Raw genomic sequence first — 26,679 nt, 5'->3', positions numbered from 1 at the left:
TTTATTGGATGTTTACGCTTCCACCGCTGCTTTCATCTTTTATTACGCTCTTAAGCTCTCCTTTTTTCGAGATATCCACGCTTCCGCCGGATGAAGCACCTGCATTCACACTGGAAACAGCGCTTATATGAATACTTGCTCCACTGGAAGCATCTGCTTCTACATTATCAGCGATAACTCCTTTCGCTGAAACACTGCTTCCTGAAGAAGCACTTACATCTACCTTCTTGGCTTTTCCTGAAAGATCAAGAGTTGATCCCGATGAAGATTCAATATCAAGGTTTACGGCCCATATTTTACCATCGAAGCTGCTGCTGCTGCTTATATTGATATCCATATCATTAGCTTCAAGATCTCCGGAAATACTTCCTGCACTTGATGCTTCGATATCTGTTTTTTCCTGGGTAAATTTATCTTTGATGATGATTCTTGCTGCTGAATCAGCCAGAAGTTTCTTAAAATCTTTCGCATAAATCTTCGCTGTCACTTTGGAGATATTCATCACCCTGATCCCCGGCTTATAATGAATATGCAGTTTTCCACCATCATTTTCTACAAGAATTTCATTGATGATACTTTGAGGAGCTGAGATTTCCACTCTTTCTGTTTCAGATTTTATGATTTCTGCCTCAATTGCCTGTGAAACCTGAATTTCATCAAACTCGCCGTTGAATTCTTTATGCTGCATCGGGCCGGTTTCTTTGCTTACTACTTTTTCTACCCAATCACTTGTATCTCTGTTTCTGTTCTCATGTTTATCATTACATGAGCCTAATGCTACTAAGGCTGAAAAAATAAATAAAGTCCTTGTTTTCATGCTTATTTCTTTTGTTAATTATTTTGTTTAATTAAATAACAACTAATTTATAAAAAATATTACATTTACATTTGAAAATACTGCAATTGTCTGCTATACAGATTTTTCAGAAAGACTTTTCCGGATATGCAGTACTCAACGTATTCATTAAAAAAACTCACAAGATGGTTTAAAGAAATACGTCCGCTAAAATAGATCCTATGATGCAAGTTTTTAATATCTTTATGCTTTAATAACAACTATATTTATGAAGAATATTTCATCGGTATTATTAATTTCTGCCTTGGCGTTCAATCAATCCTGTACTACAATGAAACAGACTGATATTCAACAGGAGCTTCCCGCCCCTGATCCATCACTATCTTCAAATCCTTTTATGAAGAAAAGCAAGCTTCAGTATGAAGCTCCCGAGTTTGATAAAATCAAAAATGAGCACTTCAAACCTGCTTTTGACTATGGGTTAAAACAGCACGAAGCTGAAATTATAAAAATTGCCAACAATCCGGCTGCTCCTACTTTTGAAAATACAATTGTTGCACTGGAAAAAAGCGGTGAAGTATTGAGAAGAGCACAAATTGTATTCTCAAATCTTACAGGTGCCAATACCAACCCTACTTTACAGGCTCTGGATGAAGAATACGCTCCTGTTTTTGCGGCACATTCTGATAAATTGTATCTGAATGAAAATCTGTATAAAAGAATACAGTCCATCAAAGAAGACGGCCTTGATTCTGAAAGTAAAAGACTTGTACAATTTTATAAGCAGAATTTTGAAATTGCAGGAGCAAACCTTTCTGCAGCGGATAAAGAAAAGCTAAAACAGATCAACCAGGAACTGGCTTCTCTTTCTACTCAATATTCCAATAAATTATTGGAGGCAAGAAAACAGGGAGGAGTATTTTTCTCTGATGCTCAAGAGCTGGACGGACTTTCCGCTGACGAAATTGCAGCCGCTGCATCAGATGCGAAAACAGCAGGACAACCAGGAAAATATCTGCTGGCTTTACAAAACACTACCCAGCAGCCCCTTCTTCAAAACTTAAAAAACAGAGCTACCAGAGAAAAGCTGTTCAAAGCTTCATGGACAAGGGCTGAAAAAGGAGATGCCAATGATACAAGATCAACAATCGAGCAATTGGCGAAACTGAGATTGAAGAAAGCTCAGATTTTAGGTAAGAAAAACTTTGCTGAATGGAAACTTCAGGATCAGATGGCCAAAACCCCTGAAGCAGCTACTAAACTAATGAATCAGATTGCTACTCCGGCAGTGGAAACAGCAAGACGTGAAGCAAAAGATATCCAGGATCTTATCGACCAGCAAAAAGGAGGCTTCAAAGTAGAGCCCTGGGACTGGAACTTCTATGCCGAGCAGGTAAGAAAAGCTAAGTTTGATCTTGACGAGAGCCAGATCAAGCCTTATTTTGAAATCACAACGGTTCTGGAAAAAGGTGTTTTCTTTGCCGCTGAAAAATTTTACGGCCTGACTTTCAAAAAGAGGACAGATCTTCCGGTTTACCATCCTGACGTAGTAACCTACGAGGTTTTTGATCATGATGGAAAATCCATTGCCATCTATTATCTGGATTTCTATACCAGAGATTCTAAAAACGGCGGAGCATGGATGAGTAATTTTGTTGAGCAGTCTTATCTATTAGGGACCAAACCTGTAATCGTTAACTGCTACAATTATCAGAAACCTGCTCCGGGGAAACCTTCATTGATCAGCTATGATGATGTTTCAACAATTTTCCATGAATTTGGCCACTCTATTCACGGAATGTTTGCCAGCCAGAAATATCCTTCTCTTTCAGGAACGAATGTACCAAGAGACTTCGTAGAATTCCCGTCTCAGATCAATGAGCACTGGGCTTTAGATCCTGTGGTACTGAAAAATTATGCAGTTCACTATGAAACAAAACAGCCTATTCCGCAGGCTTTGGTAGATAAAATTAAAAAAGCATCTACTTTCAACCAAGGTTACATGACTACAGAGTTGGTTTCTGCTGCCGAGCTTGATATGGATTGGCATACAGTAAGCAATGACAGCCAGTTTATTCCTGTTCTGGATTTTGAAAAGCAATCTTTAGCCAGCCATGGATTTAACCTGGCAACGGTTCCACCAAGATATCATACGCCTTATTTTGCCCACATCTGGGGAGGTGGATACTCAGCCGGATATTATGCTTATCTATGGTCTGAAACGTTGGATAATGATGCATGGGAGTGGATCAGTAAGAATGGAGGGTTAACCAGAGAAAATGGAGACCGTTTCAGAAAATACATTCTTTCCGTAGGAAATTCTGTAGACCTTAACCAGGCATTCAGAGACTTTACAGGACATGATCCGGATATCAAACCTTTATTAAGAAACAGAGGTTTTATTAAATAAAATCAATGGGAAGCATTCTTTAATCAGAATGCTTCTTTTTTTTATGTTTCGGCTGAAGCCGATGGATTTTTTTGTTTATTTTGAACGGGCTAAAGCCGTTCCTATTGAATATTCAATCATCAGGCATATTAATTTCAGCATTTATTACATCATCAATTATAAAACTTAAATATGCAGAAGCCGCTTCTATTGATATTCATTATTTTTGCATTTAACATTTAAAATACAATATATGGACTGTCCATGCTGTTCAGGAAAACCCTACGAAGAATGCTGTAAACCTTATCATACCGGAGAAAAACATGCTCCCACGGCTGAAGCTCTGATGCGCTCAAGGTTCTCTGCTTTTGCCATTCCGAATGGTGACTATCTGATGGAAACTACCCTTCCGGGAAAAAGAAAATACCATAACAAGAAAGATCTGCAGGAATGGGGAGAAATCAATCAATGGACAAAACTGGAAATCATCCGGACACCTGCTTCAAATCACGTAGAGTTTAAAGCTTATTATACAGATCAGGATGGTCAGCAGCAAATTCATCATGAGTTTTCTGTTTTCCAGAAAATGCATGAGCGCTGGTATTATGTTTCAGGGGAATTTTTAGACTAAAGCCACCCCGTCAAAAATACTTTGAATTTTCGCCACCCCTCCGGAAGATGGGAATGCCAAGCATTGAATAACTATTGTAACTTTATAAATAAAAATAAACCACAGAATTATCCGTGGCTTATTTTTTATCTAAAAAATGTCCGAAAAAACCGGACATTTATATTTTTTTTTAGTGAGCTTCGTTTCCGTCAATTCCGTGAGCGTGACCGTGTGCCAACTCTTCTTCCGTTGCCGGACGAGTGTTTAAAACTTCTACCTGGAAATCTAAAACTTTCCCTGCCATGGGATGGTTAAGATCTGCTACTACAACTTCAGGAGTAATTTCTACTACAAATGCCTGGAAGTTATTCCCCTGATTGTCTGATAAAGGTAAAATAGCTCCTACAGGCGGAAGTCCTGATTCTTTAAACATCTCCACTGGTAATTGTGCAATAGCATCCGGCTGTCTTTCACCGTAAGCTTCTTCAGGTTGAATGATAAAAGCGGCCTTATCTCCAGCTTTTAAACCTAGAATATTTTCTTCAAACTTTGGAATCATCATTCCCACACCATACAAAAATGTAAGCGGATTTTCTGTTGTTGTTTCTTCTACAAGAATCTTACTTCCATCTGGTTCTATAGTGTGAAGTATATACTTTACAGCTACAACATGATTGTTTTCAATTGTCATATTTTCTATTTTTTTCGTGAGTTTGTTTCACGATTAATGGTACAAATATACTGTTTTTGAAATGATTCAATGAGGCTGGATGCCGGGAGACGGAAGAAGGAAGCTATGAAAGGCATAAAGAAAAATATCTCTTCCTTTTTGCTTTATATTACTCTATAATCACTTCAGTAATTTCCAGCCTTTATTTTTTTCTGCCCTCCTCTCTTTTCTTCTGTCTAAGCATAAAGAGATACAGGCTTTCCACTTTCGTTCTTGCCCAGGGTGTTTTCCTTAAAAACTTCAGGGAAGAGTTGATGCTTGGGTTATCTGTAAAACATTTTATATTGATCTGTTCGCCAAGCCTTTCGAAGCCTTCATAGTAATCTACCAGTTCCTCAAGGATAGCGTCCAGTCTTTTTCCATGTAAAGGATCTTTGGACTGTTGTTCCATCTTTTTTTTACAAAATTAATTTATTATAAGTTTATACGAAAATCCAGCCAGTTCTTCTCTTTTTGTTTCTTATTTTTGAAGAAGCTATTTCTCTCCAATAAAAATATTCGTTACAGAAAATATGAGCAAAAACAACGAAGCAAACAGGAAAAAAAATAAAAAGAAAATTGATCAGAAAAAACGTAAAATACAAAATGCAGAAGCAGAAAGGAAAGTACGTTTAAAAAAAATCCGGGAAGATTTCAAAGCAAAAGAAGGTGATGGCCAACTATAAAAATCATTCTTAAAACGACAACATGATAGTTGCCAACACGCAGAATTGTTTGAAAATTTTGCCTGAATTAAGGGAAGCCTTATTTTTTAAAATCAGGTATTCTTTATATTTACATTTAAATATCTGCAAAATAATTACTAGGAAGCAAGCTGAAGATTATTCTGCACACTCTTTTTTATCAAATTTAAATTATGAAAATCCTCCACACTGCCGACTGGCATTTGGGTAAACGCCTCGACCGTTTTTCAAGACTGGAAGAACAGGTTTTGGTTATCAATGAAATTATTCAGATTGCTGATGAAGAAAACGTTGATTTAGTTTTAATTGCCGGTGATCTTTTTGATAATTTTAATCCGGGGGTAGAGGCGGTTGAACTTTTTTATAAAACGTTAAAACGTCTGTCCATGAATGGAAAACGCCCGGTAATTGCTATTTCCGGCAATCATGATTCTCCCAGCTTAATCAGTGCTCCTGATCCGCTGGCAAGAGAATGCGGCATTATTTTAATAGGTCATCCTAACACTGAGATCACTTCTTTCGGTACAGAACATTTCAATATTACCCACTCAAGAAAAGGTTTTATAGAACTGAAAATTGAGGGTATGGATTTCCCGGTAAGAATTCTTCACACGCCTTTCGCCAATGAAATCCGGTTAAAAGAATACTTCGGTGAAAATAAAGAGGAAGAAATCAACAAAGTTCTTTCGCAAACGTGGAAGGATCTTGCTGATCAGTTTTGTGATGATTCCGGGGTGAATCTTCTGACCGCTCATTTGTACATGAATAAAAGAGGCGCAGAAATTCTGGAAGAACCGGAAGGAGAAAAACCCATTAAAATCGGGAATGCAGATTTGATTTTTTCGGACAGTATTCCTGAGCAGATACAATATACGGCACTGGGACACCTTCATGGTTTTCAGAATATCGGAACGAAGGAAAAGCCTGTGGTTTATTCATCTTCTCCCTTGTGCTATAGCTTCAGTGAAGCCGGACAGACAAAATATGTTTCCATCATTGATGCGGAACCCGGAAAAGCAGTTACTTATGAAAAAAAGAGCTTAAAAAACGGAAGAACTCTGGTCAGAAAAACCTTTATAGCTGTAGAAGATACCGTTTTGTGGCTGAAAGAAAATCCAAATACTTTTATAGAGCTTACCCTGGAAAGTGAGACTTTCTTAACCGCTGATGAAAGAAGATTGATCTATCAGTCTCATAACGGAATTGTTCATCTTATTCCAAAAGTCAAAAACAGGGAGTTTGCTGAAGAACAAAGCCATGAAATTAACCTGAATCAAAATATTGAGCTGTTGTTTAAAGATTATTTTAAATCTAAAAACGGAGGACAGGAAGCCAATGAAGAACTGATGAATCTGTTTAACGAAATTTTAAATGCATAAGCCATGATCCCCGTTCAATTAACTATCGAAGGTCTTTACTCGTATCAGGAGCGTCAGACTATTGATTTCCGAAATCTAACTGCAGCCGGATTGTTTGGTATCTTCGGTGCGGTAGGTTCCGGAAAATCATCGGTGCTTGAAGCGATTTCGTTTGCCTTGTATGGAGAAACGGAACGCCTGAATATGCGTGATAAGAGGGCTTACAACATGATGAATTTAAAATCAAACAGTTCCTATATAGAATTTGATTTTGTGAATTATGAGAATAAGCTTTTCCGTGCGGCCCGTGATTTTAAGAGGAATTCAAAAAAATTCGAAGAGGTAAAGCCTAATGCGGTTACCTTTTACGAGCATATTAATGGCAAATGGGTTCCTTTGGATCACTCAAATGCAGAAATTATTATCGGCTTAAGTTATTCTAATTTTAAGCGCACCATCATTATTCCACAGGGACAGTTTAAGGAATTTCTTGAGCTGGGTGCTGCGGAAAGAACGAATATGATGAAGGAGATCTTTAATCTTCAGAAATTCGATCTTCAGAACAATGTTTCTGCGCTTAATGTAAAGAACAGATCTGAACTGGATCAGCTTGAAGGGCAGTTAAAAGGTTTTGAAGAAATTGATGAAGAGAAAATAAAAATTCAGAAAGAGCAGCTGGCAGAAGAGCAGAAAATGTTATCTGAATCAAATATAAAACTGGAAAAGGCTTCCTATGCGTATCAGCAGCTGAAAAATTTAAAAAGTGATTTTGATCGTTTACAGCAGAATAAAGAAAAATTCACCAGGCTCTCTGAAGAAAAGCCCCAAATGGATACTCTGGAAGCACAAGCGGAATTATACGACCGTATTTTCAGGCTCTTTAATCCGCTGATTACTGAGAAAAATAAGCTTTCAAAAGAAATTGCAGATAAACGGAACGAGAGAGAACAGCAGATTAAAACCTGGCAGGAAACTGAAAAGGCTTTTAATACCATAAAAGAACGGCTTACTGCTCTTGAGCCCCAGTTTAATGCATTGGAGCAATCCAGAATCCAGGAAAATGATATGAACCTCATCATTCAGATCCTGAAATTTTCTGAAGAGATCAAAGTTCTGAATGAAAGAACTCATAAAGGTTCTGAAAAAGTAAAAGAAGTAGACCTTCATAAAGAGAAGATTCAAAAGAAGATTGATGAACTGTCTTCACAGGTGAAGCTATTAAAGGAACAGAAGCTTGATTCTGCCCTGCTTTCTGAAGTAGGGAATTGGTTTATTCAGCAAAAGAATTTAAAAAAATCACAGCAGGAACAGGCTGAAAAAATTGAGAAACATCAGAAACAAATCGGAGAAATTACAGAAGAGTTAAAGCCGGCTGGTTATACTGAAAATTATAAGGAAGATTTCAGAATCAGAAAAGAAGCCTTAGAAATGAAGAAAAAGGAACTTTCACAGAAACTGGATCACCTTAAAATTCAAAAAGAACTTTCCCGTTTTGCCAGTGAACTTCATGACGGCGAAAACTGTCCTCTTTGCGGCTCTAAAGATCATCCTCATATGGTGGAATTTCATGATGTCAATGCCGAATTACAGGAAACTCAGGAGAAAATAACATCTATTGAGCAGGAAGTGGCCGGCCTTCAAAAACAGGAAGCTGAAATTGACAAAATTCTTGACCGCAAAAAAATCTTTGAGGAACAGTTACTTTCGGAACAAAAAATAATATCACAGATTCAGGCAGATATTGAAAATCATATCCTGAATTTCACCTGGAAACCGTTCTCTCCGGATCAGGAAGAGGAGTTTGAAAAAAAACGTTCAGACTCATTTAGGCTGGAAAAAAAAATTGAAGAAACGGAACGATCCATTGCGCAGGAAAGGGAGACGCTGGAAAAGGAAATGAAAACGCTGGAAAAGTATAAGAGCGCGCTGGAAGCCTTCAGGATAGAAGAAGTTTTAAAGCAGGAACAGATCAATATCAGCCGTTCTGCTCTTAAAATCCTCGACTGGAATCTGTATGCACAAAAGGAAATATTCGAGATTGAAGAAGCGTATCAGAAGCTGGTACAATCCAATAAAGAAACTGAAGAAAATTATCAAAAAGCGCTGCAGCAGGAAAAAATTCTTTCTCCAAAACTGGCAGAACAAAAAGCGATCGTCAGCCAATCTGAGAAACAGATTACAGAACTGGAGAAGGAAATTTCCGGCAATAACGCAGCTTTAACCCAAGCTCTGGCAGATCAGAATTTCACTGATTTTAAAGAAGTGGAAACTATTCTGCTTCAGGAAATTGATGTTCAGGCCGTGAGAACTAAAATTCAGCATTTCAAAATTGAATTTGGATCACTGAAAAAATTCATCGGCGAACTGGAATTAAAACTGAAAGGACTTTCATTCGACAACGAACAGTTTTCATTGGCTGAACAGCTGTTCAATGAGGCGCAAAGCGAGCAAAAGCAGATCAACGATTCTGTGGTAACAAAAACTGCAGAAATAGACCGTCTTGAAAAAGAGTTTGCAAAAAAGGAAGAACTTCTTAGAGAACTGGTAAAGCTTCAGAAACGTTCTGAAAATTTAAAACTTATGATAAATCTGTTTAAAGGAGCAGGTTTTGTACAATATGTCTCTTCCATTTACCTGAGACAGCTTTGTGATCATGCGAATGTACGTTTCCACAGGATGACCAGAAACCAGCTCAGCCTGCAGCTTAACGAAAATAACGATTTCGAAATCATTGATTACCTCAACGAAGGGAGAAGCAGGAGTGTAAAAACACTGTCGGGAGGACAAGCCTTCCAGGTGTCTTTAAGTCTTGCGCTGGCACTGGCGGAAAGTGTTCAGTCCAACGCACAGGCAGATAAAAACTTTTTCTTTATTGATGAAGGTTTTGGAACACAGGATACGGAATCTGTGAATATTGTATTCGAAACCCTTACCAATCTGATGAAAGAAAACAGAATTGTGGGAATTATTTCGCACGTTGAGGAACTGAAAGAAAAAATTCCTACAGCCCTCAATATTATCAAGGATGAGGAAAGAGGAAGTCTGATTGAGATTATTTGATTTTAAAAACCACAAAAGTCACAAAAGCTTTATTTAAAAAATACTTTTATGACTTCTGTGGTCAAATAATATCTGTAATTACAGGTTTTTAACCAATGGTTTTACTTCTTTCCCAAATAATTCAATAGATTTCATCATGATGTCATGAGCAGGATCTCCCACATCCATATGCCCGATAAATCTTGTGATTCCGAAAATTTCCTTCATATAAGCAATTTTGTTTGCTACTTCTGCCGGACTTCCGATAAATAATGCTCCGTCTTTGCTTCTTCCGCCCTCATACTGTGCTTTTGTGTAAGGTGCCCATCCTCTGGAAACCCCTATCCTATCCATTTGGGATTTATAATTATCGAAATATCCATCTACCACTTTCTGATCATCACTCACAAAAGTATGGGAATGAATTGCAATCTGCATCTTTGAAACATCATGTCCCGCTTTTTGATATTCCTGTTTGTAGAATTCGATCAGATTTCTAAACTGAACCGGCATTCCTCCAATAATGGCTACCACTAAAGGCATTCCAAGCTGTGCTGCACTTAAAACAGACTGCGGAGTTCCCCCAACAGCTCTCCAGATCGAAAGTTTCCCATCATTTTTTGCTCGTGGATAAACAGTTTGGTTCTCCATCGGAGCACGAAGTTTTCCGGACCAGCTTACGTTTTCTTCAGCATTTATTTTTAATAATAATTCTAATTTTTCATCAAATAGCTGTTCATAATCATTCAATGAATATCCATACAGCGGAAATGACTCTATGAAACTTCCGCGTCCCACGAAGATCTCAGCTCTTCCGTCTGAAATAAGATCCAGCGTAGAAAAATCTTCATATACTTTTACAGGCTCCGAAGAACTCAAAACAGTCACCCCACTGGCCAGTTTTATATTTTTTGTAATACTCGCCGCAGCGGCCAATACTATTTCCGGGGAAGAAACAGCATAATCCGGACGGTGGTGTTCTCCCATTGCGAATACATCAATTCCCACCTCATCCATCAATTTTACCTGATCCAGTATTTCACGGATCTTAATTCCTGCATCTCTATATTTTCCGGTAGACGGGTCAAAAGCCAGATCCCCGAACATTCCTATACCTAATTCCATATTGTTGATTTTAGTAATACAAAATTACCACTATGAAAAATCAAAAACATTGATGTTTGTTAAGATCGGAAAGTTGTATTTTTTAAACACAAATAACACTAATCTTCCACTAATAACACAGCATTGTCATTGCGAGCAACGCGAAGCAATCTCAATTGAGCATATGTGATAATATCAAAATAATATTCAAAAAAAATCCAGCCTGGTTTTTGGCTGGATTGTATTATTATTTCTTCAGATACAAATCAAAATAATCTGTGATCTTCTGCATCAGGTGAACTCTGTCTTTCCCGATCACATTATGCGGATGCCCCGGATACGTAAAGTAGTCCAGCTGAACACCGTTGTCAACAGCCGATTTGATGAATTTAATAGAATGCTGCCATACTACTACATCATCCTGTGCCCCATGAATCATCAGTAATTTTCCTTTCAGGTTCTGAACTTTATCCAAAAGATTTGCTGCAGCATATCCTTGTGGGTTTTCCTGCGGAGTATCCATATATCTTTCTCCGTACATAATCTCATACATGCTCCAGTCGATTACCGGTCCTCCGGCTACACCTACTTTGAATACATCCGGCTTGCGAAGCATAAAGCTTGTCGTCATAAATCCTCCGAAACTCCATCCATGGATACCCATTTTATCTCCATCTACGTAAGGAAGAGACTTTAAGTACTCCACTCCTCTCATCTGATCGTTCATTTCTGTAGTTCCCAGGTTTCTGAATACAGCCTGCTCAAACTTCAGTCCACGGTTAGAAGAACCTCTTCCGTCCATAGTGAAAATAATATATCCGTTCTGAGCCATATATTCGTACCAAAGATTTCCTGAAGCCGGGAAGCTGTTGGTGATCAACTGCAGGTGTGGCCCGTTATACAAATAAACAATAGTTGGATATTTTTTATTAGGATCAAAATTGGTTGGAAGAATGATTTTTCCGTACAAAGGAGTACCGTCGTCAGCCTTTAACGTTACATTTTTAATTTCCGGTCTCTGATAATTTTTTAATGGATTTTCAGAAGTAAGGATATTCGTCGTTTTTAAATTGGAAGTATTGATGATGTTGGCAACTCTCGGTGAATTGGCATTGCTGTAAGCATCATACAGATAGTTTCCGTCACTGCTTAATGTTCCGATGTGCATACCTTCCTCATTGTCCAGTCTTTGCATCTTGAAGTTGGTCCAGTTGATTCTGTATAAATGTCTTTCTAAAGGCGTTTCTTTTGTTGAAGTAAAGTAGATTTCCTTTTTCTTCTCATTGAATCCTAAAATATCCGTTACCAGCCAGTCACCTTTTGTGATCTGTGCTACCAGTCCTTTTTCTAAACTGTAATGGAATAAGTGATTATATCCTGTTCTCTGGCTCTGCCAGATGAAGTCTGTATTAGAATTCGGGAAGAAAGTAAGTGGATGCTGTGGTTCTACATATTTACTGTCTGTTTCTTCAAATAGCGTTTTTACCAATTCCCCTGTAACGGCATCGTATTGATTCATTTTCATATGATTCTGTCCTCTGTTCAGAACGCCTACAAAGATGTATTTTGAATCCGGGCTCCATGTAACGGCCGTCAGATATTGATCTTTTTCGCCATCAATTTTTAAGAAAGCAGTAGCTTGAGTTTTAATATTGAAAACCCCTAATGTTACCTGGTGAGAAGTCTGGCCAGCCATTGGGTATTTAATATTGTGGTTTACAGCAGGCGTTACAGACCAGTCGATGATCGGGTAATCTGCTACCATGCTCTGATCCATTTTATAGAAAGCTACACTTTCAGAGTTCGGAGCAGGGAAAATTCCGGTATCAATCCCGAATTCATTTCTGTGAACGGCCTGTCCGCTGATGATATTTTCGTTTGCTTCGTTGGTTACGGCAATGATTTTACCATTTTTGCTTACCAATAAATTATTCTTTACGGTGAAAGCAAAAGTCTGACCATCACCAAACATCTTTACGTTGGCTGCATCTTTATCAATTGTTGCCATACTTTTTACTTTCCAGTCGTTTCCTGACTTTTCAATCCAAGACATTTTACCATCTGTCGTAAAATAGCCAGTGGAATTTCCTGTAAATTTAATGGGAGGAACAGCCTTCAGCTTATCATTGGAAAAGTTTCTGTTCAGTTGGTTCAATGAGATCAGGGTATCCTGTTTATTGGTTTTCAAATCTGTGATCAGATAACCGCCTTTTACTGCCTGGATGTAAGATTTTCCGTCTGCAGCCCATGAAAACTGAGATATATTTTTCACGGCAAGGTTGGTTCTCATTCCATTGACAGCCTCTGCCATCGTAAACTTCTGGATCTGGGCAAATGCTGAAGTACCCACAACCAGCATCAATAAAGAAAATTTATGTAGTTTCATTGTATATAAAATTGAATCCACCAAAAATAAGAAATAAAAACCAATCGTTAAGAAGTGTTAAATTAAAACATTCATAAAATAGAATTCATGCACTAAAAGAAATTATTCCTTAACTTAATAGTAGAATTTTTAAAGGGAATTAGATTAGGTGAATTGTGAATAGTCTATCTGCTGCGCTTGTCAATTTTCAATATTGGAGAGGCATAATATTCACCATTTACTTGCGAAGCAAAATTGACAATTGACAAAAAGTTCATTTCTTATCCTATATCAATGACTTGTATAGGTACTCTGCCCTACATTTGCATCATTAATAACAAACAAAAAATACATAATACAATGGCAACAAAATGGATCTTAGACCCAACGCATAGTGAAATTACTTTCAAAGTAAAACACATGATGATCTCTAACGTAAAAGGAAGTTTCAGAACTTTCACTGCAGAAATTGAATCTGAAGATGAATTCTTTGCAAATGCAAAAACTACCGCTACTATCCAGACAGATTCTGTATTCACAAACAATACAGACAGAGATAACCATTTAAAATCTGCAGAGTTCTTCAATGCTGAAGCCCATCCTACAATCACTTTTGAATCTCAGGCATTAAATAATTCAATAGTTGGAAATCTTACCATCAATGGTATTACAAAACCTGTAACGCTTGATGTAGACTTCGGAGGAATCAACGTAGACCCATGGGGAAATACAAAGGCAGGTTTCTCTTTTGAAGGAAAAATCAGCAGAAAAGACTTCGGATTAAACTGGAATGCAGCTCTTGAAGCGGGAGGTGTAATGGTAAGTGACGATGTGAAAATAGCGGGTGAATTACAGTTTGTAAAACAAGCGTAGTAAATAACATATATTAATAAAAGGTTCAGGGATTTGTCTAAAGCCTTGAACCTTTATTCTTTTATAATCTTCAATATTTATGAACCTCAACGATCTTCAAAACATAAGCAATGGTTTCAGAAACACACAGAGAATGCCTGTTTTATTTCTTGGACATGGTTCGCCGATGAATGCAATTGAAGAGAATCAATTTGTACAGGGTTTCCGAAAAGCCGCATCAGAAATTCCGAAACCCAATGCCATTCTTTGCATTTCTGCCCACTGGTATACAGACGGAACTTTTGTAACAGCTATGGATATGCCGAAAACCATCCATGACTTTTATGGCTTCCCAAAAGCTCTTTTTGATGTGCAGTACCCTGCTCCCGGAAATCCGGAACTGGCAAAAGAAACGGCTGAATTACTTCTTCCTGTAGATGTGGAAGAAGACCACAGCTGGGGACTGGATCATGGTGCATGGTCTGTGATCAGGCATATGTATCCGGAAGCTGATATTCCGGTGATTCAGCTGAGTATTGATCATACAAAACCGCCTCAGTATCATTATGATCTTGCCAAAAGGCTGAATAAGCTTCGCGAAAAGGGCATTCTGATCATAGGAAGCGGAAATATTGTTCATAATCTCCGTCTCATCGACTGGAAAAATATAAATACAGTAGGTGCCGGCTGGGATTGGGCAATTGAAGCTAGGGAAAAAACCAACAACTGGCTTCTTGATGGTAATTTCCAGCATATTATTGATTATCAGAAACAGGGAACTTTCTTACAATATGCTGTTCCCACACCTGATCATTACCTGCCCTTATTATATACGTTAGGGCTAAAAGATCAGTCCGAAGAACTTACTCTGTTCAATGATGAACTTATCGGAGGTTCCCTGAGTATGACAAGCGTAAGGATTGGATAATATTGATATCACAATAAAGAGGAAATACCCGCTGAGATATTTCCTTTTCTTATATCAGTATTCTGTATTTTATTGTACAGCTTTTAAAACATTGATGTTTCCGTAGCCATAGCTTGAATTGACATTAGGGTAGTAAGTAGCCGACTGTCTCATTTTGGTAAGCACCTGCTCTCTCGTCCATGATGGATTTTTAGCCCAGACCAGCGCTGCAATTCCTGCTGTAGCCGCTGTAGCCACTGAAGAACCGCCCACATAATCTGCCTGACCGTTGTAATAACTCAATACAGGAACGGTATTTCCTGAAGGTCTCTCCATCTGGAAGGTAAAATCGATCTGGCTTCCTGAATGACAAACATCACATTTTTGATTGGATGTATTTTCTTTTACTCCTGTGACCGCCTGAGTTTCCGACATTGAAGCAGGGAAAATAACTCCAACGAAACTGGTAAAGCTGGTAGAAGTTCCTCCCGCACAGAAAATCAGTTTTCCTTTAGAATAAGCATATTTGACACCGTCTTCTATTTTTCCGACGGAGAAAATATGTCCCATCGACATAGAGATGATCTTCACATTGGTATTGTTCCCCAATTCTGTGAACGCTGTTTTTACAGCAGTCTGCTCACTGGAAGTTTCCAGTACAACGTTTTCTGCTGCCCTGTATGCAATCAGGTTGGCATTATAAGCGACTCCTACAGGTAAACCTGAAGTATTTCTTGGAGCAGCCATTACAGAAGCCATTTTTGTTCCGTGCCCGCACTGATCTCCGGATCCGTCTGAGTTATACACTCCCAACTTACTGATCGTTCTCCCTGAAGAGGCACCGTTATTAAAGCTTCCTCCCAGTAAAGTCTGTTCCGGCGAAACGCCTGTATCGATAAGTCCTATTGTAACCCCTGCACCTGTACTGTAGCCCCAAGCTTCGGGAATATTGTGTTTGGTAAAAGCCCAAGGAATTTTTGCACTTGGTGTTGTGGATGTATAGTCTGCGGTATTTAATGCTGATGATGAAAATCCGCATCCTGATGAACCACTTCCGGAAGATTTTGCAGCTGCAGTATATTGAGCTTCAAATTCAAAATAATGATAGTCTGCCGGCTCTACATATCGGATGCTTTTCATTTGCCGGAGAGCGGTAATGGTTTCCTCATTCTCAATAACAACATCCATTTGGTTAAGATACTGATCTGAAAGAAGAAGGAAATTTCTTTCATCTTTTCCCTCATATTTTCTGATGACAGAAAGGACTTCCTTTTCCATATCGTTGCTGTTTGGAGATTTACTTCTGTCAAAATCGTCTTTAGAAGCTCCGTAACCGATAGATACCATTTTGTTTCCGCGGAAAATAGCACTCCAAACGAAATGATCGGATTCATTCTTCCAGTTAAAAGTTCCATCCGTTTTAATCGCCTGATTGATCCTTTCATTGATCTGTTTTGCAGTCAGCGGATCTTTCTGAGCCATTTCCGTTTTTACATTTTCGTTCTGAAGTTCTTCTCTGGAACATAAGTGTAAGGCAAAAAATATTGCCAGTAGGAATACAGTTTTTTTCATATGTTATAATTTTGGTTGGAACCACAATATAACACTTTCAAGGGAATTAAAAACTGTGAAAAAATGAATTTAGCATTATATGAATATTAAATTACAATACCTTTTCGTAACATACACTTTGCTCTATTCCAATGTATTGCCCATAATTAGGGATTCTGTGAAATCCTTGTCTCTCATATACGGATATTGCACTTTTCAGATCCTGAGACGTTTCCAATACTGCTTTTTTAAAGTTCAATTCTACGGCCCAGTTTTCAAGTTCTTTTACAATGGCTGAACCCAATCCTTTTTTTCTGAATTCCGGATGGGTAAACATTCTTTTTATTTCTACGGTATCTTCTGAAAATGGTTTGAATGCCCCACAGGCTGCAGGAATATCATCGATATAAGCTACGACACAGTTTTTGATGGTATCAATTGTATTGAACTGAGCAAAGAAATCATCATTCTCTCCATTATGTTCGGATAAAGCAGCATCTAGGGATTTGACAAGATTTTGAAAATCTATATTGGTGGAATCTGTTCTGAGGGTGTGCATTTTATTTAATTTAAAGATTTAAAAAATTGAAGGATTTAAAGATTAGTAGAAACAAAAAAGCTCCCTCTCGGAAGCTTTTATTTTATTTTAGACTAGTTGACAATAAACTTTCTCTGATTGATTAATTCTGCGATTGCAAGCATATCTTTCCCGATCAGTCGGTCATCTTCAAGCTTGGCAACTTTAGAACGAAGAATCGCGAAGTTTTCTTCAATCACTTTAGAGCATTTGGATGGTCTTCTGAATTCGAGCCCCTGGGCCGCAAACATCAGCTCAACAGACAGAATATTCACAAGATTCCCAAGAACCTGATTGAATTTTCTTCCTGAAATGCTTCCCATAGAAACATGGTCTTCCTGGCCCAAGCTTGTAGGAATAGAGTCTGCAGATGCCGGGAAACATAATGTTTTATTCTCTGTAACCAAGGCTGCAGAAGTATACTGAGGAATCATAAATCCGGAATTCAGTCCTGAGCTTTCCGTCAATAATCTCGGAAGTCCGTATTTTCCTTCTAATAATAAGTAACTTCTTCTGTCTGAAATATTCCCCAATTCTGCGGCGGCCAGTGTAGCATAATCCAAAGGCAGAGCCATCAGCTGTCCATGGAAGTTTCCTCCTGAGATAGATTCTTCAGCACTTAATACAATCGGGTTGTCTGTTACGGAGTTGAGTTCTGTTTCCGCCATATTTCTAAGGTGTTCAAAAGCATTTCTGCTGGCTCCGTGAACCTGTGGTACACATCTCATGGAGTAAGGATCCTGAACTCTCTCACAATCTTCGTGAGCTTTCATATTTTCTGAACCTTTTAAGAACTTAAGCATTCTTGCCGCTACTTTTTTACTGCCTTCAAAAGGTCTGATCTCGTGAAGTTCTTTTTTGAATGGGCTTGCAGAACCTCTGTAAGCCTCAAGACTCATGGCAGCCGTCATATCAGCAAGGTCTAATAAGTATTCAAATTTTTCAAGTCCTTTGATCGCATGAGCAAGAATAAACTGAGTTCCGTTGATCAGTCCTAATCCTTCTTTCGGACCTAAAGCTAACGGCTCAAGATCATGTTTTTTCAGAACTTCCATTGTTTCGAAAACCTGGTTTCCCTCCCAGACTTCACCTAAACCAAGTAAAGGCAATACCAGATGGGCTAACGGAGCAAGATCTCCTGATGCCCCTACAGATCCCTGTTCAGGAACCACCGGAATGATGTCTTTTTCCAGCATCAGGATCATTCTTTCAATGACCTCCAGAGAAACTCCTGAAAACCCTTTTGAAAGGGCGTGAACTTTAGCAATCATCATCATCTTGGAAAGTTCCTTATCAATAGGCTTTCCAACTCCTACCGCATGAGAAATAATCAGGTTATACTGTAACTGAGCGGTTTCATCAGCTGATATTTTGGTATCACATAAAGGTCCGAATCCTGTATTGATGCCATATACACATCTATCAGATTCTACTATTTTCTGTACATTTTTCTGGGACTTTAAAATCTGGTCTTTTGCAGCTTTATTCAGCTTGGCTTTATTAGGCTTTTTACATATTTCCAGAACATCTTGGAAAGTAAAAACATCTACTCCGTATATCATTTCTAAAAAATTTTCTTAAAATTACGCATTTAACAATGATTAGAAAAACTAATTTTTAATCTTCTACATTTTTATAAAACAAGTGAATTTATTTACTACTTTTAGCTCCGAAAATTAAAAACAATAATTCATGAGACTAAAAACTCTACTCCTTGCTTTATGTGTAGCAAGCACAACCGCTTTCGCCCAGAAAGTAAAATATTCTAAAGAGGATATCAAAAAAATGGAAACTTACCTTTTCAATGAAGGTTTTAATACGCCATCTCCTAAGAAAACATCTACAATCATCTTAAAAGACGGAACTACCTACAAAGGTTTCTGTAATAAGATTGAAACCAAAAAAGGACAGATTTACGAGGTAGCTATTAAAGACAGTGTAACCAAAAAGAATGCTACGTTCAATGCTGATCAGATCAATGAGATGTATGTATACCCAAGCAATGCAGAAAAGATTGCTAAGGTGGCGAAATACATGGGGAATATCAGGAACTTCGGAACTAAGAAGCTGACGAAGAACACCAATAACGACAGGATTTATTTTGTAAACCAGACTGTTTCTTTAAAAAATAAAAAGGATGATAAAGAATTCCTGATGCAGGTTATCAATCCTGGTTTTGATGATATTATTTCAGTATACCACGATCCCAGGGCTAAAGAAACAACAGGTTTTTCTGTAATGGGTTCTCCACAGCTTGGAGGCGGGGTGATCAAATCTTATTATGTAAAAAAGGGTAACAAAGTGATGTGGCTGCATAAAGATGATTTTGAGGACAATTATGATTTTCTTTTTGGAGACAATCAGGATTTCATGAAAAAATATCCTAAAAATTCTGTGGAGTGGGATTACTTCAGTTTTCTTGTAAGTGAATACACGGCAATGACAAACGGATAAAATACTTTCAACAATAATAAAGCCTGTAGAGCCGTCTGCAGGTTTTTCTTTTTTAAATAGGGAAAGTTTCCTTAATTTTGTTACATGAATCCTTCTTTAGAACTACAGCTCAAAACTTTACCATCCGAACCGGGCGTTTATCGTTATTATGATAAAAACGAACACCTATTGTATGTAGGGAAGGCTAAAAATCTTAAAAAGAGGGTTCTGTCCTATTTCAATAAAAATCTTCCCGGCTACAGGACCAAAATAATGGTCAGCAAAATCCAGCGCCTGGAAACGACAATTGTAAACAGTGAGTATGATGCGCTTTTACTGGAAAATAATCTGATCAAGGAGCATCAGCCGTTTTATAATGTGATGCTGAAGGATGACAAGACCTATCCGTGGATCTGTATTAAAAATGAAGATTTTCCACGAATTTTTCTGACCAGAAATGTGATTAAAGACGGATCAGAATATTACGGTCCTTATGCAAAAGTGCGTCCTGCAAAAATATTGCTGGATACGATCAAACATATTTACAAACTCAGAACCTGTAACCTGAATCTTTCTCCGGCCAAGATTTCAGAAGGAAAATATAAAGTCTGCCTGGAATATCATATCAAAAACTGCGAAGGTCCGTGTGAAGATCTTGAAAGTAAGGAAGAATATGATGAAAAGATAGATGCCATTCGTGGAATTATCAAAGGAGATTTCCGGAAAGCTAAGGATTTCCTGGTGAATCAGATGATGAAACTGGCCTCCGATCTCCAGTTTGAAGAAGCGCAGATCATTAAGGAAAGACTCGATATTCTTGAGGATTATCAGGCTAAAAATACTGTAGTAAACCCGAATATTGATGATGTGGATGTCTTTGGAATGACCAGTGACGAAACTGCGGCATATGTCAATTTCTTTAAAATCAGAAACGGAAATATCATCCAGAGTTTCACCACAGAAATTAAAAAGATCCTTGAAGAAACGGATGAGGATATTCTGGAGGAAGCCTTAATAGAAATCCGTCAGAAGTTTTCTTCAGATTCTAAAGAAGTCCTGCTGCCTTTCCATTTGTCTGTAGAGATTCCCAATGTGAAACTGATTGTTCCAAAAGTAGGAGACAAGAAAAGAATTGTAGAGCTTTCTGAAAAGAACGCTAAAGAATACCGTCTGGAAAAGCTGAAACAGGTTCAGATTATAGATCCTGAAAGACATACCAACAGAATCATGGCGGAAATGCAGAAACTTCTGAGAATGCCTGTAGAACCAAGGCATATTGAAGGTTTTGATAACTCAAATATCCAGGGAACCAATCCTGTCTCAGCATGTGTTGTTTTCAAAGACGGCAGACCGAGTAAGGCAGATTACAGAATTTTTCATCCTAAAACAGTGGAAGGGCCTAATGATTTCGCAACGATGGAAGAAGTCATCTACCGCCGTTACAAAAGGATGCTCGATGAAGGTGAAGATCTTCCCCAGCTGATTCTGATAGATGGAGGAAAAGGACAGCTGTCTTCTGCGGTAAAGAGCCTGAGATTACTGGGCCTTTACGGAAAAATTACTATTGTAGGGATTGCCAAAAGACTGGAAGAGATTTTCTTCCCTGAAGATCCTATCCCTTTGTACCTTGATAAAAAATCTGAAACGTTAAAAATCCTTCAGCGTGTTCGTGATGAAGCCCACCGGTTTGGGGTAAAACACCACAGAACAAGAAGAAAAAATTCTACTATAAAATCTGAGCTCGAAGGAATTCCTGGTGTAGGAGAAAAAACTATTGAACTGCTGCTGTCTAAGCTAAAGTCTGTAAAACGTATCAAAGAATCCAATCTGGAAACTCTTGAAGAAATTTTGGGTAAAAGCAAAGCTAAGGTGGTTTGGGATTTTTTTAATGCCAATTGATATTCTGACATCCGGCACAGCGCAATGGCTAAATTTCCACAACAAAAGAGCCACCTATAACGAAATTTCGTATGAATTTTCTATTTTATCAATATGAGACAAAAACTAGTATTTCCTTTAATACAAAGAAACATTACAATAAAAAACGATAGAAAATAAATATTTTACTAAAAAATAACATTATATGTATTTTTTTCATAAATTAGTATTATCAACTAGTAACAATAATACTATGAAGATTTTTCTCTTTTTATAATTTTTTTCATTTACGGTTAAGTTATCTGTAGGAAACCAATCATTCCCGCCAATTTTCAAAATGAAAAACACATCAACATATATATTATAAAAGGCTCTTTTCAGAGCCTTTTGTATTTATTATTTGTATTATTTATTTTGCTGCAAAAACTTCTTTAGAATATCTTCCATCTGTCTGCGGAATATCTATTACGATATTTCCATTTTCAAAATATCCGATGGTTGTATTTCCATCAGCGAGTTTTACAATGAAAACAGAATTCTTAGAAGTTGCTTTGAAAATGGCAAACGGTACTGAGCTCCCAGACTTTGCAAGAATAAACTGACTGGAATCAATCTGTATTTTCTGAAGATCTAATTTTCCGTTTGAATAATTACCTGCATCCGGAGTTACCGAAGAGCTTACAGATACAACAGGTTCAGGAGATGTATGTTGAGTACTATTATTGGATGCAGGTAACAATGCGGCCGGATTGGAAACCGGGATTTTTATCAATGCTTCTTTTAATGCATCTTGCAATCCCTCTTCAAATTCTTTAATTTTTGAAACTCCTTTAGATTCCAGTATCAAATTATTATTGCAATCTTTAAACTGTACTATTAGCTTATTTTTAAATAAGTTTTTATCATTAAGGATATCAGCCATCACTACATTACAGAAATTACTTTTAGCTTCTGAAGGCCAATTATCTTTAATGATGGGAAGAATAATATATTTTTTACCCGTCAAAGCCTTGGTGAAAAAATTTTTTAATCCATAATCTTCATTAAACGTTTCAAGTTTTTCAGGAACTGCAACATATTTATAATCTGAAACCTTCTGTGCAAAAGCAATTGTCGAGCATATTGCCAGCATCAGTATTGATATTTTTTTCATTTTATTATTTTTTAATCGTTTCTGAATGCTCCCATATCCAATTTCAACGAGAAGAAGTTGGAATAGAAATTAGATCCGCCTATTCCTGAATTTGTAATCGCATAATCCAGTGTAAGCCCTCTGTATCTGATTCCAAGACCCGCACTTGGCTGAAAAGAAACTTTTCTTTTAAGATCCTCTATATCTGTAATTGATTGGAATCTGTTGATCCCCAATCTTACAAAAATCATTTTCTGATACCCTAACTCAGCTCCTGCATACGGGCTGATACTTGCAAAATCAGTTGAAATCAACGAAGCCGTTTTAGCAAAATCTACATTAAGACCTGCTTCCGGTAATACATATACACTGCTGTTGATTTCAAATAATTTACTGGCACCTACATTAAGCTTAGGCATTGTAAGTTCCATTTTATCTTTCGGTGCCGGGTTAAATTCTTCCCCGTTTACAACCGTTGAAAGTTCTTTCTGATTTACAGTCCAGAAGTTTACGGTAGTCGTGATATCTCTCACCATTCCTCCGAATTTCCATCCGTTATCTGCTTTATAAATTGCTCCTACATCAAAACCAAAACCATAGCCATTCGCAAATTTACCTACATTTCTATAAACAATTTTCGCGTTGATCCCAACATCCAATTTTGGATTTCCTCCCGGTCTGAAAGCATAGGAAAGAATAGCCGCATAATCAGATTGAGAGAATTTCGTGATTTTATCATAATCAATATTCCCTTCCGAATCAATCATCTGGGTAGTATTCAAAATATTATCTACACCAAGTCTCACCACTGAAACACCAAAAACACCTTCTTCAAGCACCTTTGCATAGGCCAGGTAGTCATATTTTGCAATGGACTCGAAGTATTCCGCGTGCATTGCCGCCCCCTGCCAGTCTCTTTCAATAGACATCAGGCCTGCAGGGTTCCACATGGGAGAATACACATCATCCTGGTTGGAAATAACGGCTCCTCCCATTGCAAGTCCTCTTGCTCCGGCTCCGATATTTAAGAATTCATTGGAATATTTCCTGATAATCTGAGATTGAGAAAGCCCAAACAGCAGTGAAAATGCAAGTAAAAAATATTTTTTCATCATATAAATTTGATGCTTAGTTTAAGTTTTTAGTTTTTCTGGCTTTAATTAATCCATTTGCAATGATTGCCAGTATCATAACACCCGAAGCAATATAAAATATAGGGCTCATATGTTCTGATTCCCCAAAGATAAAAAAAGCTAGTATAATTCCGTAAACCGGTTCTAAATTAACTGTTAAAATTAAAGTAAAAGGGGATATATACTTCATTAAATTTACTGATTCCAGCATTGGGAAAGCAGTGAAAACACTGGATAACAAGCATATTAACGCCAGATCCCGATAGTTTATTTCATTCATCTGAAAAATTTGTCCCGAAAGCAAATAAAATAACATTAAAATAAACCAACCGCAGAAAATCTCATAAAAAATGATATTTCCTGAACTTGTTTTACCAAACATCTTACCATTAAAAACAGAAAAAATAGTTCCGAAGACAGCACACAGGATTCCGTACATAATCCCTTCTTTAAAATGAAATTCTGTCTTAAAGATTAATAGTATACAGGCAACAATGACTGTTCCCATCACTACTTCTGATATATCAATTTTTCTTTTGAAAATAACAGGCTCCAGGATAGAAGCAAAAAGTGTAGATAAGGAAAGACAGCTCAATGCAATAGAAACATTGGAGACTTTAATAGAGTAAAAAAAACAATACCAGTGGAGTGCCATAGCAAAACCTATAGCCGCCAGCTGAAAGAATATTTTTTTCGAAACTTTTATACTTTCTTTTTTAAAGACACGAATGAATACAAAAAGAAAAACAGAGGCAAACAACATTCTGTAAAAAACAAGGATCTGAGCATTGGCATGAATCAATTTTCCTAAAATTGCAGTGAACCCCCATAAAAAAACTATTAAATGCAACCTGAAAAGTGCCAATTTATGCATAACCTATCCCCTTTTAATTTTTACCCTGCAAATTTACAAATCACAATCCCAATTATTGAAAAAAAGATAAGTTTAATCTAAAAAAAGTTAACAAAAATTAAAATATAACTTCATTCATAAAAAAACCCTGAAAATTTGTTAAACTTTCAGGGCCTTCAAATAATAAACTATTAAAAAAATAAACTAGGAACTTAGAGTATTTAGCAGAGAATATCACCTCTGTTACTCTAGTGTAAAGTTAGAAAAAATATAAATTATTTAAAAATATTTTTTAGTTAAAAATTTCACAATTTACTATAAACCAAACTATTAAACACTTGTTTTACTTCCAATTCATATTCCTCATAAAAATAGTATCTTTAAGCGTAAAAAATTGAAAATTTTATGGACATCGAATTCAATAAACGAGAAGATCAGAACAGATTAAAATTATCAGAAATAAACCGCTTACTCACTGAGATCAAAAAAGGCGGAGGTGAGAAAAGGCTTCAAAAGCTTCGTGATGAAGGAAAAATGACGGCAAGAGAAAGAATAGATTATCTTCTCGATAAAAATTCAGATTCCATAGAAATAGGAGCATTTGCAGGATACGATATGTATCATGAGCATGGGGGATGCGCTGGCGGAGGAGTTGTAGTTGTTATGGGCTACGTTTCCGGAAGACAGTGTATTATCGTTGCTAATGATGCTTCTGTAAAAGCTGGTGCGTGGTTCCCTATTACAGGAAAGAAAAACCTGAGAGCTCAGGAAATAGCGATGGAAAACAGATTGCCTATCATTTATCTTGTGGACTCTGCTGGTGTTTATCTTCCTATGCAGGACGAAATATTTCCGGATAAGGAACATTTTGGAAGAATCTTCAGAAATAATGCTAAAATGAGTTCCATGGGAATTATTCAGATCTCTGCCGTTATGGGCAGTTGTGTGGCTGGAGGAGCTTATCTTCCCATCATGAGTGATGAGGCTATGATTGTGGATAAAACAGGGTCTATTTTTCTTGCAGGAAGCTATCTGGTAAAGGCGGCTATCGGAGAAAGTATTGATAATGAAACGCTGGGAGGAGCTACTACTCATTGCTCTATTTCAGGAGTGACTGATTATAAAGCTAAAGATGATAAAGATGCTCTGAATAGAATCAAAAATATCATGAAATCTATCGGAACTACTGAAAAAGCAGGTTTTGACAGAATAGAAAGTTTCCCGCCAAAAGAAAATCCTGAAAATATTTTCGGAATTATGCCGGTTTCAAGGGCCGAACAATATGATACCGCTGAAATTATCAAATGTATTGTAGATAACTCCGAATACGAAGAATATAAACCAGACTATGGTAAAAGTATTATCTGTGCAACAGCCAGAGTTGATGGCTGGTCTGTAGGTATTGTTGCCAATCAGAGAAAACTGGTTAAAAGCGGTAAAGGAGAAATGCAGTTTGGTGGAGTGATCTACTCTGATTCTGCAGATAAAGCTACACGATTCATTGCCAATTGTAATCAAAGAAAAATACCTTTAATCTTCTTACAGGATGTTACCGGGTTCATGGTAGGTTCCAAGTCAGAGCATGGCGGAATTATCAAAGACGGAGCTAAAATGGTAAATGCAGTTTCCAACTCTGTAGTTCCTAAATTTACAATCATTACAGGGAACTCTTACGGAGCAGGAAACTATGCCATGTGTGGAAAAGCTTATGACCCAAGACTAATTGTTGCATGGCCTTGGGCTGATCTGGCCGTAATGGGTGGAGCACAAGCAGCAAAAGTACTGGCTCAGATTCAGGAATCAACGTTAAAAAAACAAGGAAAAGAAATTTCCGAAGAAGAGCACAATGAAATTCTGGATTCAATTTCAAAAAAATATCAGAAACAAACTGAATCTACCTATGCAGCAGCAAGATTATGGACAGATGCCATCATCAATCCTGCAGATACAAGAAAATGGATTTCTATGGGAATTGAAGCAGCTAATCACGCTCCTATTACAGAAAAATTCAACCTTGGGGTAATACAGGTATGAGACACTGATAAATAAGAAAATAAATACGGCTATTTCCATTTGAGATAGCCGTGTTTTATTTATATTTATATCTTTTCGGATCTGCTTTTTATAAAATACTATTTTTTCTATACATGGTGAAATTTGATGAAAATTATTACTTAGAATTATATGAAAATTGTAGGTATTAATTTATTAAACAACTGTTGGTATTTCAGGAGCTTCATCCCGCTATTCATTCATACTCCTCGCGCCTGCGCTGTCACCCTGAGCGAA

At 37.3% G+C, this 26,679-nt stretch carries 21 protein-coding genes; 10 read left to right on the top strand and 11 right to left on the bottom strand.

The features are described from left to right. Position 1: 1 nt before the first annotated feature. Entirely contained in the window at positions 2-817 is an 816-nt protein-coding gene (locus ACP3T3_RS17990; protein ID WP_426477141.1) for a GIN domain-containing protein, read from the bottom strand. A 247-nt stretch (positions 818-1,064) separates the two neighbouring features. On the opposite strand from ACP3T3_RS17990, the gene ACP3T3_RS17985 reads away from it, so the two are divergent. Beyond that, positions 1,065-3,206 (top strand): M3 family metallopeptidase, encoded by a 2,142-nt coding sequence (locus ACP3T3_RS17985; protein WP_426477140.1) that lies wholly within the window; start codon positions 1,065-1,067, stop codon positions 3,204-3,206. Positions 3,207-3,438: 232 nt separating this feature from the next. Then, a complete protein-coding gene (locus ACP3T3_RS17980; protein ID WP_426477139.1) occupies positions 3,439-3,816 on the top strand; it encodes a YchJ family protein in 378 nt (125 codons plus the stop codon). A 169-nt stretch (positions 3,817-3,985) separates the two neighbouring features. On the opposite strand, the gene ACP3T3_RS17975 is transcribed toward ACP3T3_RS17980, so the two are convergent. Further along, the gene (locus ACP3T3_RS17975) at positions 3,986-4,486 is read right to left on the bottom strand and encodes an FKBP-type peptidyl-prolyl cis-trans isomerase (protein WP_426477138.1); all 501 of its coding nucleotides are present in this window, start codon (positions 4,484-4,486) and stop codon (positions 3,986-3,988) included. 181 nt (positions 4,487-4,667) lie between these two features. Continuing rightward, positions 4,668-4,916 (bottom strand): VF530 family DNA-binding protein, encoded by a 249-nt coding sequence (locus ACP3T3_RS17970; RefSeq protein ID WP_426477137.1) that lies wholly within the window; start codon positions 4,914-4,916, stop codon positions 4,668-4,670. 121 nt (positions 4,917-5,037) lie between these two features. On the opposite strand from ACP3T3_RS17970, the gene ACP3T3_RS17965 reads away from it, so the two are divergent. From ACP3T3_RS17965 to ACP3T3_RS17955, 3 genes are all read left to right on the top strand, one after another. Continuing rightward, entirely contained in the window at positions 5,038-5,190 is a 153-nt protein-coding gene (locus ACP3T3_RS17965) for a hypothetical protein (protein ID WP_426477136.1), read from the top strand. A 191-nt stretch (positions 5,191-5,381) separates the two neighbouring features. After that, entirely contained in the window at positions 5,382-6,587 is a 1,206-nt protein-coding gene (locus tag ACP3T3_RS17960) for a metallophosphoesterase family protein (RefSeq protein ID WP_426477135.1), read from the top strand. 3 nt (positions 6,588-6,590) lie between these two features. Further along, positions 6,591-9,626 carry an AAA family ATPase gene (locus ACP3T3_RS17955; protein WP_426477134.1) on the top strand — a complete coding sequence of 1,012 codons (3,036 nt, stop codon included), beginning with the start codon at positions 6,591-6,593 and terminating at the stop codon, positions 9,624-9,626. A gap of 78 nt (positions 9,627-9,704) precedes the next feature. Here the strand turns inward: ACP3T3_RS17955 and ACP3T3_RS17950 are convergent, their stop codons facing one another. Both ACP3T3_RS17950 and ACP3T3_RS17945 read right to left on the bottom strand, forming a co-directional pair. Continuing rightward, on the bottom strand, positions 9,705-10,730 hold the full coding sequence (locus tag ACP3T3_RS17950) for an LLM class flavin-dependent oxidoreductase (protein WP_426477133.1): 1,026 nt from the start codon (positions 10,728-10,730) through the stop codon (positions 9,705-9,707). A 226-nt stretch (positions 10,731-10,956) separates the two neighbouring features. After that, positions 10,957-13,095 carry a DPP IV N-terminal domain-containing protein gene (locus ACP3T3_RS17945; RefSeq protein ID WP_426477132.1) on the bottom strand — a complete coding sequence of 713 codons (2,139 nt, stop codon included), beginning with the start codon at positions 13,093-13,095 and terminating at the stop codon, positions 10,957-10,959. Positions 13,096-13,434: 339 nt separating this feature from the next. Here ACP3T3_RS17945 and ACP3T3_RS17940 point away from each other — a divergent pair, with 339 nt between their 5' ends. Both ACP3T3_RS17940 and ygiD read left to right on the top strand, forming a co-directional pair. Further along, on the top strand, positions 13,435-13,947 hold the full coding sequence (locus ACP3T3_RS17940; protein ID WP_426477131.1) for a YceI family protein: 513 nt from the start codon (positions 13,435-13,437) through the stop codon (positions 13,945-13,947). 79 nt (positions 13,948-14,026) lie between these two features. Then, entirely contained in the window at positions 14,027-14,854 is an 828-nt protein-coding gene (gene ygiD / locus ACP3T3_RS17935) for a 4,5-DOPA dioxygenase extradiol (RefSeq protein ID WP_426477130.1), read from the top strand. 69 nt (positions 14,855-14,923) lie between these two features. Here ygiD and ACP3T3_RS17930 read toward each other — a convergent pair whose 3' ends face one another. The 3 genes from ACP3T3_RS17930 to hutH form a co-directional block, all read right to left on the bottom strand. Beyond that, complete coding sequence (locus ACP3T3_RS17930) at positions 14,924-16,405, bottom strand: S8 family peptidase (RefSeq protein WP_426477129.1); 1,482 nt, start codon at positions 16,403-16,405, stop codon at positions 14,924-14,926. 91 nt (positions 16,406-16,496) lie between these two features. After that, entirely contained in the window at positions 16,497-16,943 is a 447-nt protein-coding gene (locus ACP3T3_RS17925) for a GNAT family N-acetyltransferase (RefSeq protein ID WP_426477128.1), read from the bottom strand. Between the two features lie 92 nt (positions 16,944-17,035). Next, on the bottom strand, positions 17,036-18,523 hold the full coding sequence (hutH, locus tag ACP3T3_RS17920) for a histidine ammonia-lyase (RefSeq protein WP_426477127.1): 1,488 nt from the start codon (positions 18,521-18,523) through the stop codon (positions 17,036-17,038). Between the two features lie 130 nt (positions 18,524-18,653). Here hutH and ACP3T3_RS17915 point away from each other — a divergent pair, with 130 nt between their 5' ends. Both ACP3T3_RS17915 and uvrC read left to right on the top strand, forming a co-directional pair. Continuing rightward, positions 18,654-19,415, top strand: a complete 762-nt coding sequence (locus tag ACP3T3_RS17915; protein WP_426477126.1) for a hypothetical protein — start codon at positions 18,654-18,656, stop codon at positions 19,413-19,415. Positions 19,416-19,499: 84 nt separating this feature from the next. Then, the gene (gene uvrC, locus ACP3T3_RS17910; protein ID WP_426477125.1) at positions 19,500-21,293 is read left to right on the top strand and encodes an excinuclease ABC subunit UvrC; all 1,794 of its coding nucleotides are present in this window, start codon (positions 19,500-19,502) and stop codon (positions 21,291-21,293) included. 388 nt (positions 21,294-21,681) lie between these two features. On the opposite strand, the gene ACP3T3_RS17905 is transcribed toward uvrC, so the two are convergent. From ACP3T3_RS17905 to ACP3T3_RS17895, 3 genes are read right to left on the bottom strand one after another with little or no spacing between them, the layout of a single operon-like run. Then, positions 21,682-22,425, bottom strand: coding sequence for a hypothetical protein (locus ACP3T3_RS17905; protein WP_426477124.1), 744 nt, complete (start codon positions 22,423-22,425; stop codon positions 21,682-21,684). 11 nt (positions 22,426-22,436) lie between these two features. Further along, positions 22,437-23,519, bottom strand: a complete 1,083-nt coding sequence (locus ACP3T3_RS17900) for a PorV/PorQ family protein (protein ID WP_426477123.1) — start codon at positions 23,517-23,519, stop codon at positions 22,437-22,439. A gap of 13 nt (positions 23,520-23,532) precedes the next feature. After that, a complete protein-coding gene (locus tag ACP3T3_RS17895) occupies positions 23,533-24,411 on the bottom strand; it encodes a DMT family transporter (RefSeq protein WP_426477122.1) in 879 nt (292 codons plus the stop codon). Between the two features lie 384 nt (positions 24,412-24,795). Between ACP3T3_RS17895 and ACP3T3_RS17890 the strand changes: the two genes are divergently transcribed. Beyond that, positions 24,796-26,424, top strand: a complete 1,629-nt coding sequence (locus tag ACP3T3_RS17890; RefSeq protein ID WP_426477121.1) for an acyl-CoA carboxylase subunit beta — start codon at positions 24,796-24,798, stop codon at positions 26,422-26,424. Positions 26,425-26,679 lie beyond the last annotated feature (255 nt).

The sequence above is a fragment of the Chryseobacterium sp. CBSDS_008 genome, assembly GCF_049959325.1.
Lineage (GTDB): Bacteria > Bacteroidota > Bacteroidia > Flavobacteriales > Weeksellaceae > Chryseobacterium.
Note: the sequence above shows the minus strand (reverse complement) of the source record. Positions and strands in the feature narration are given on the sequence as shown.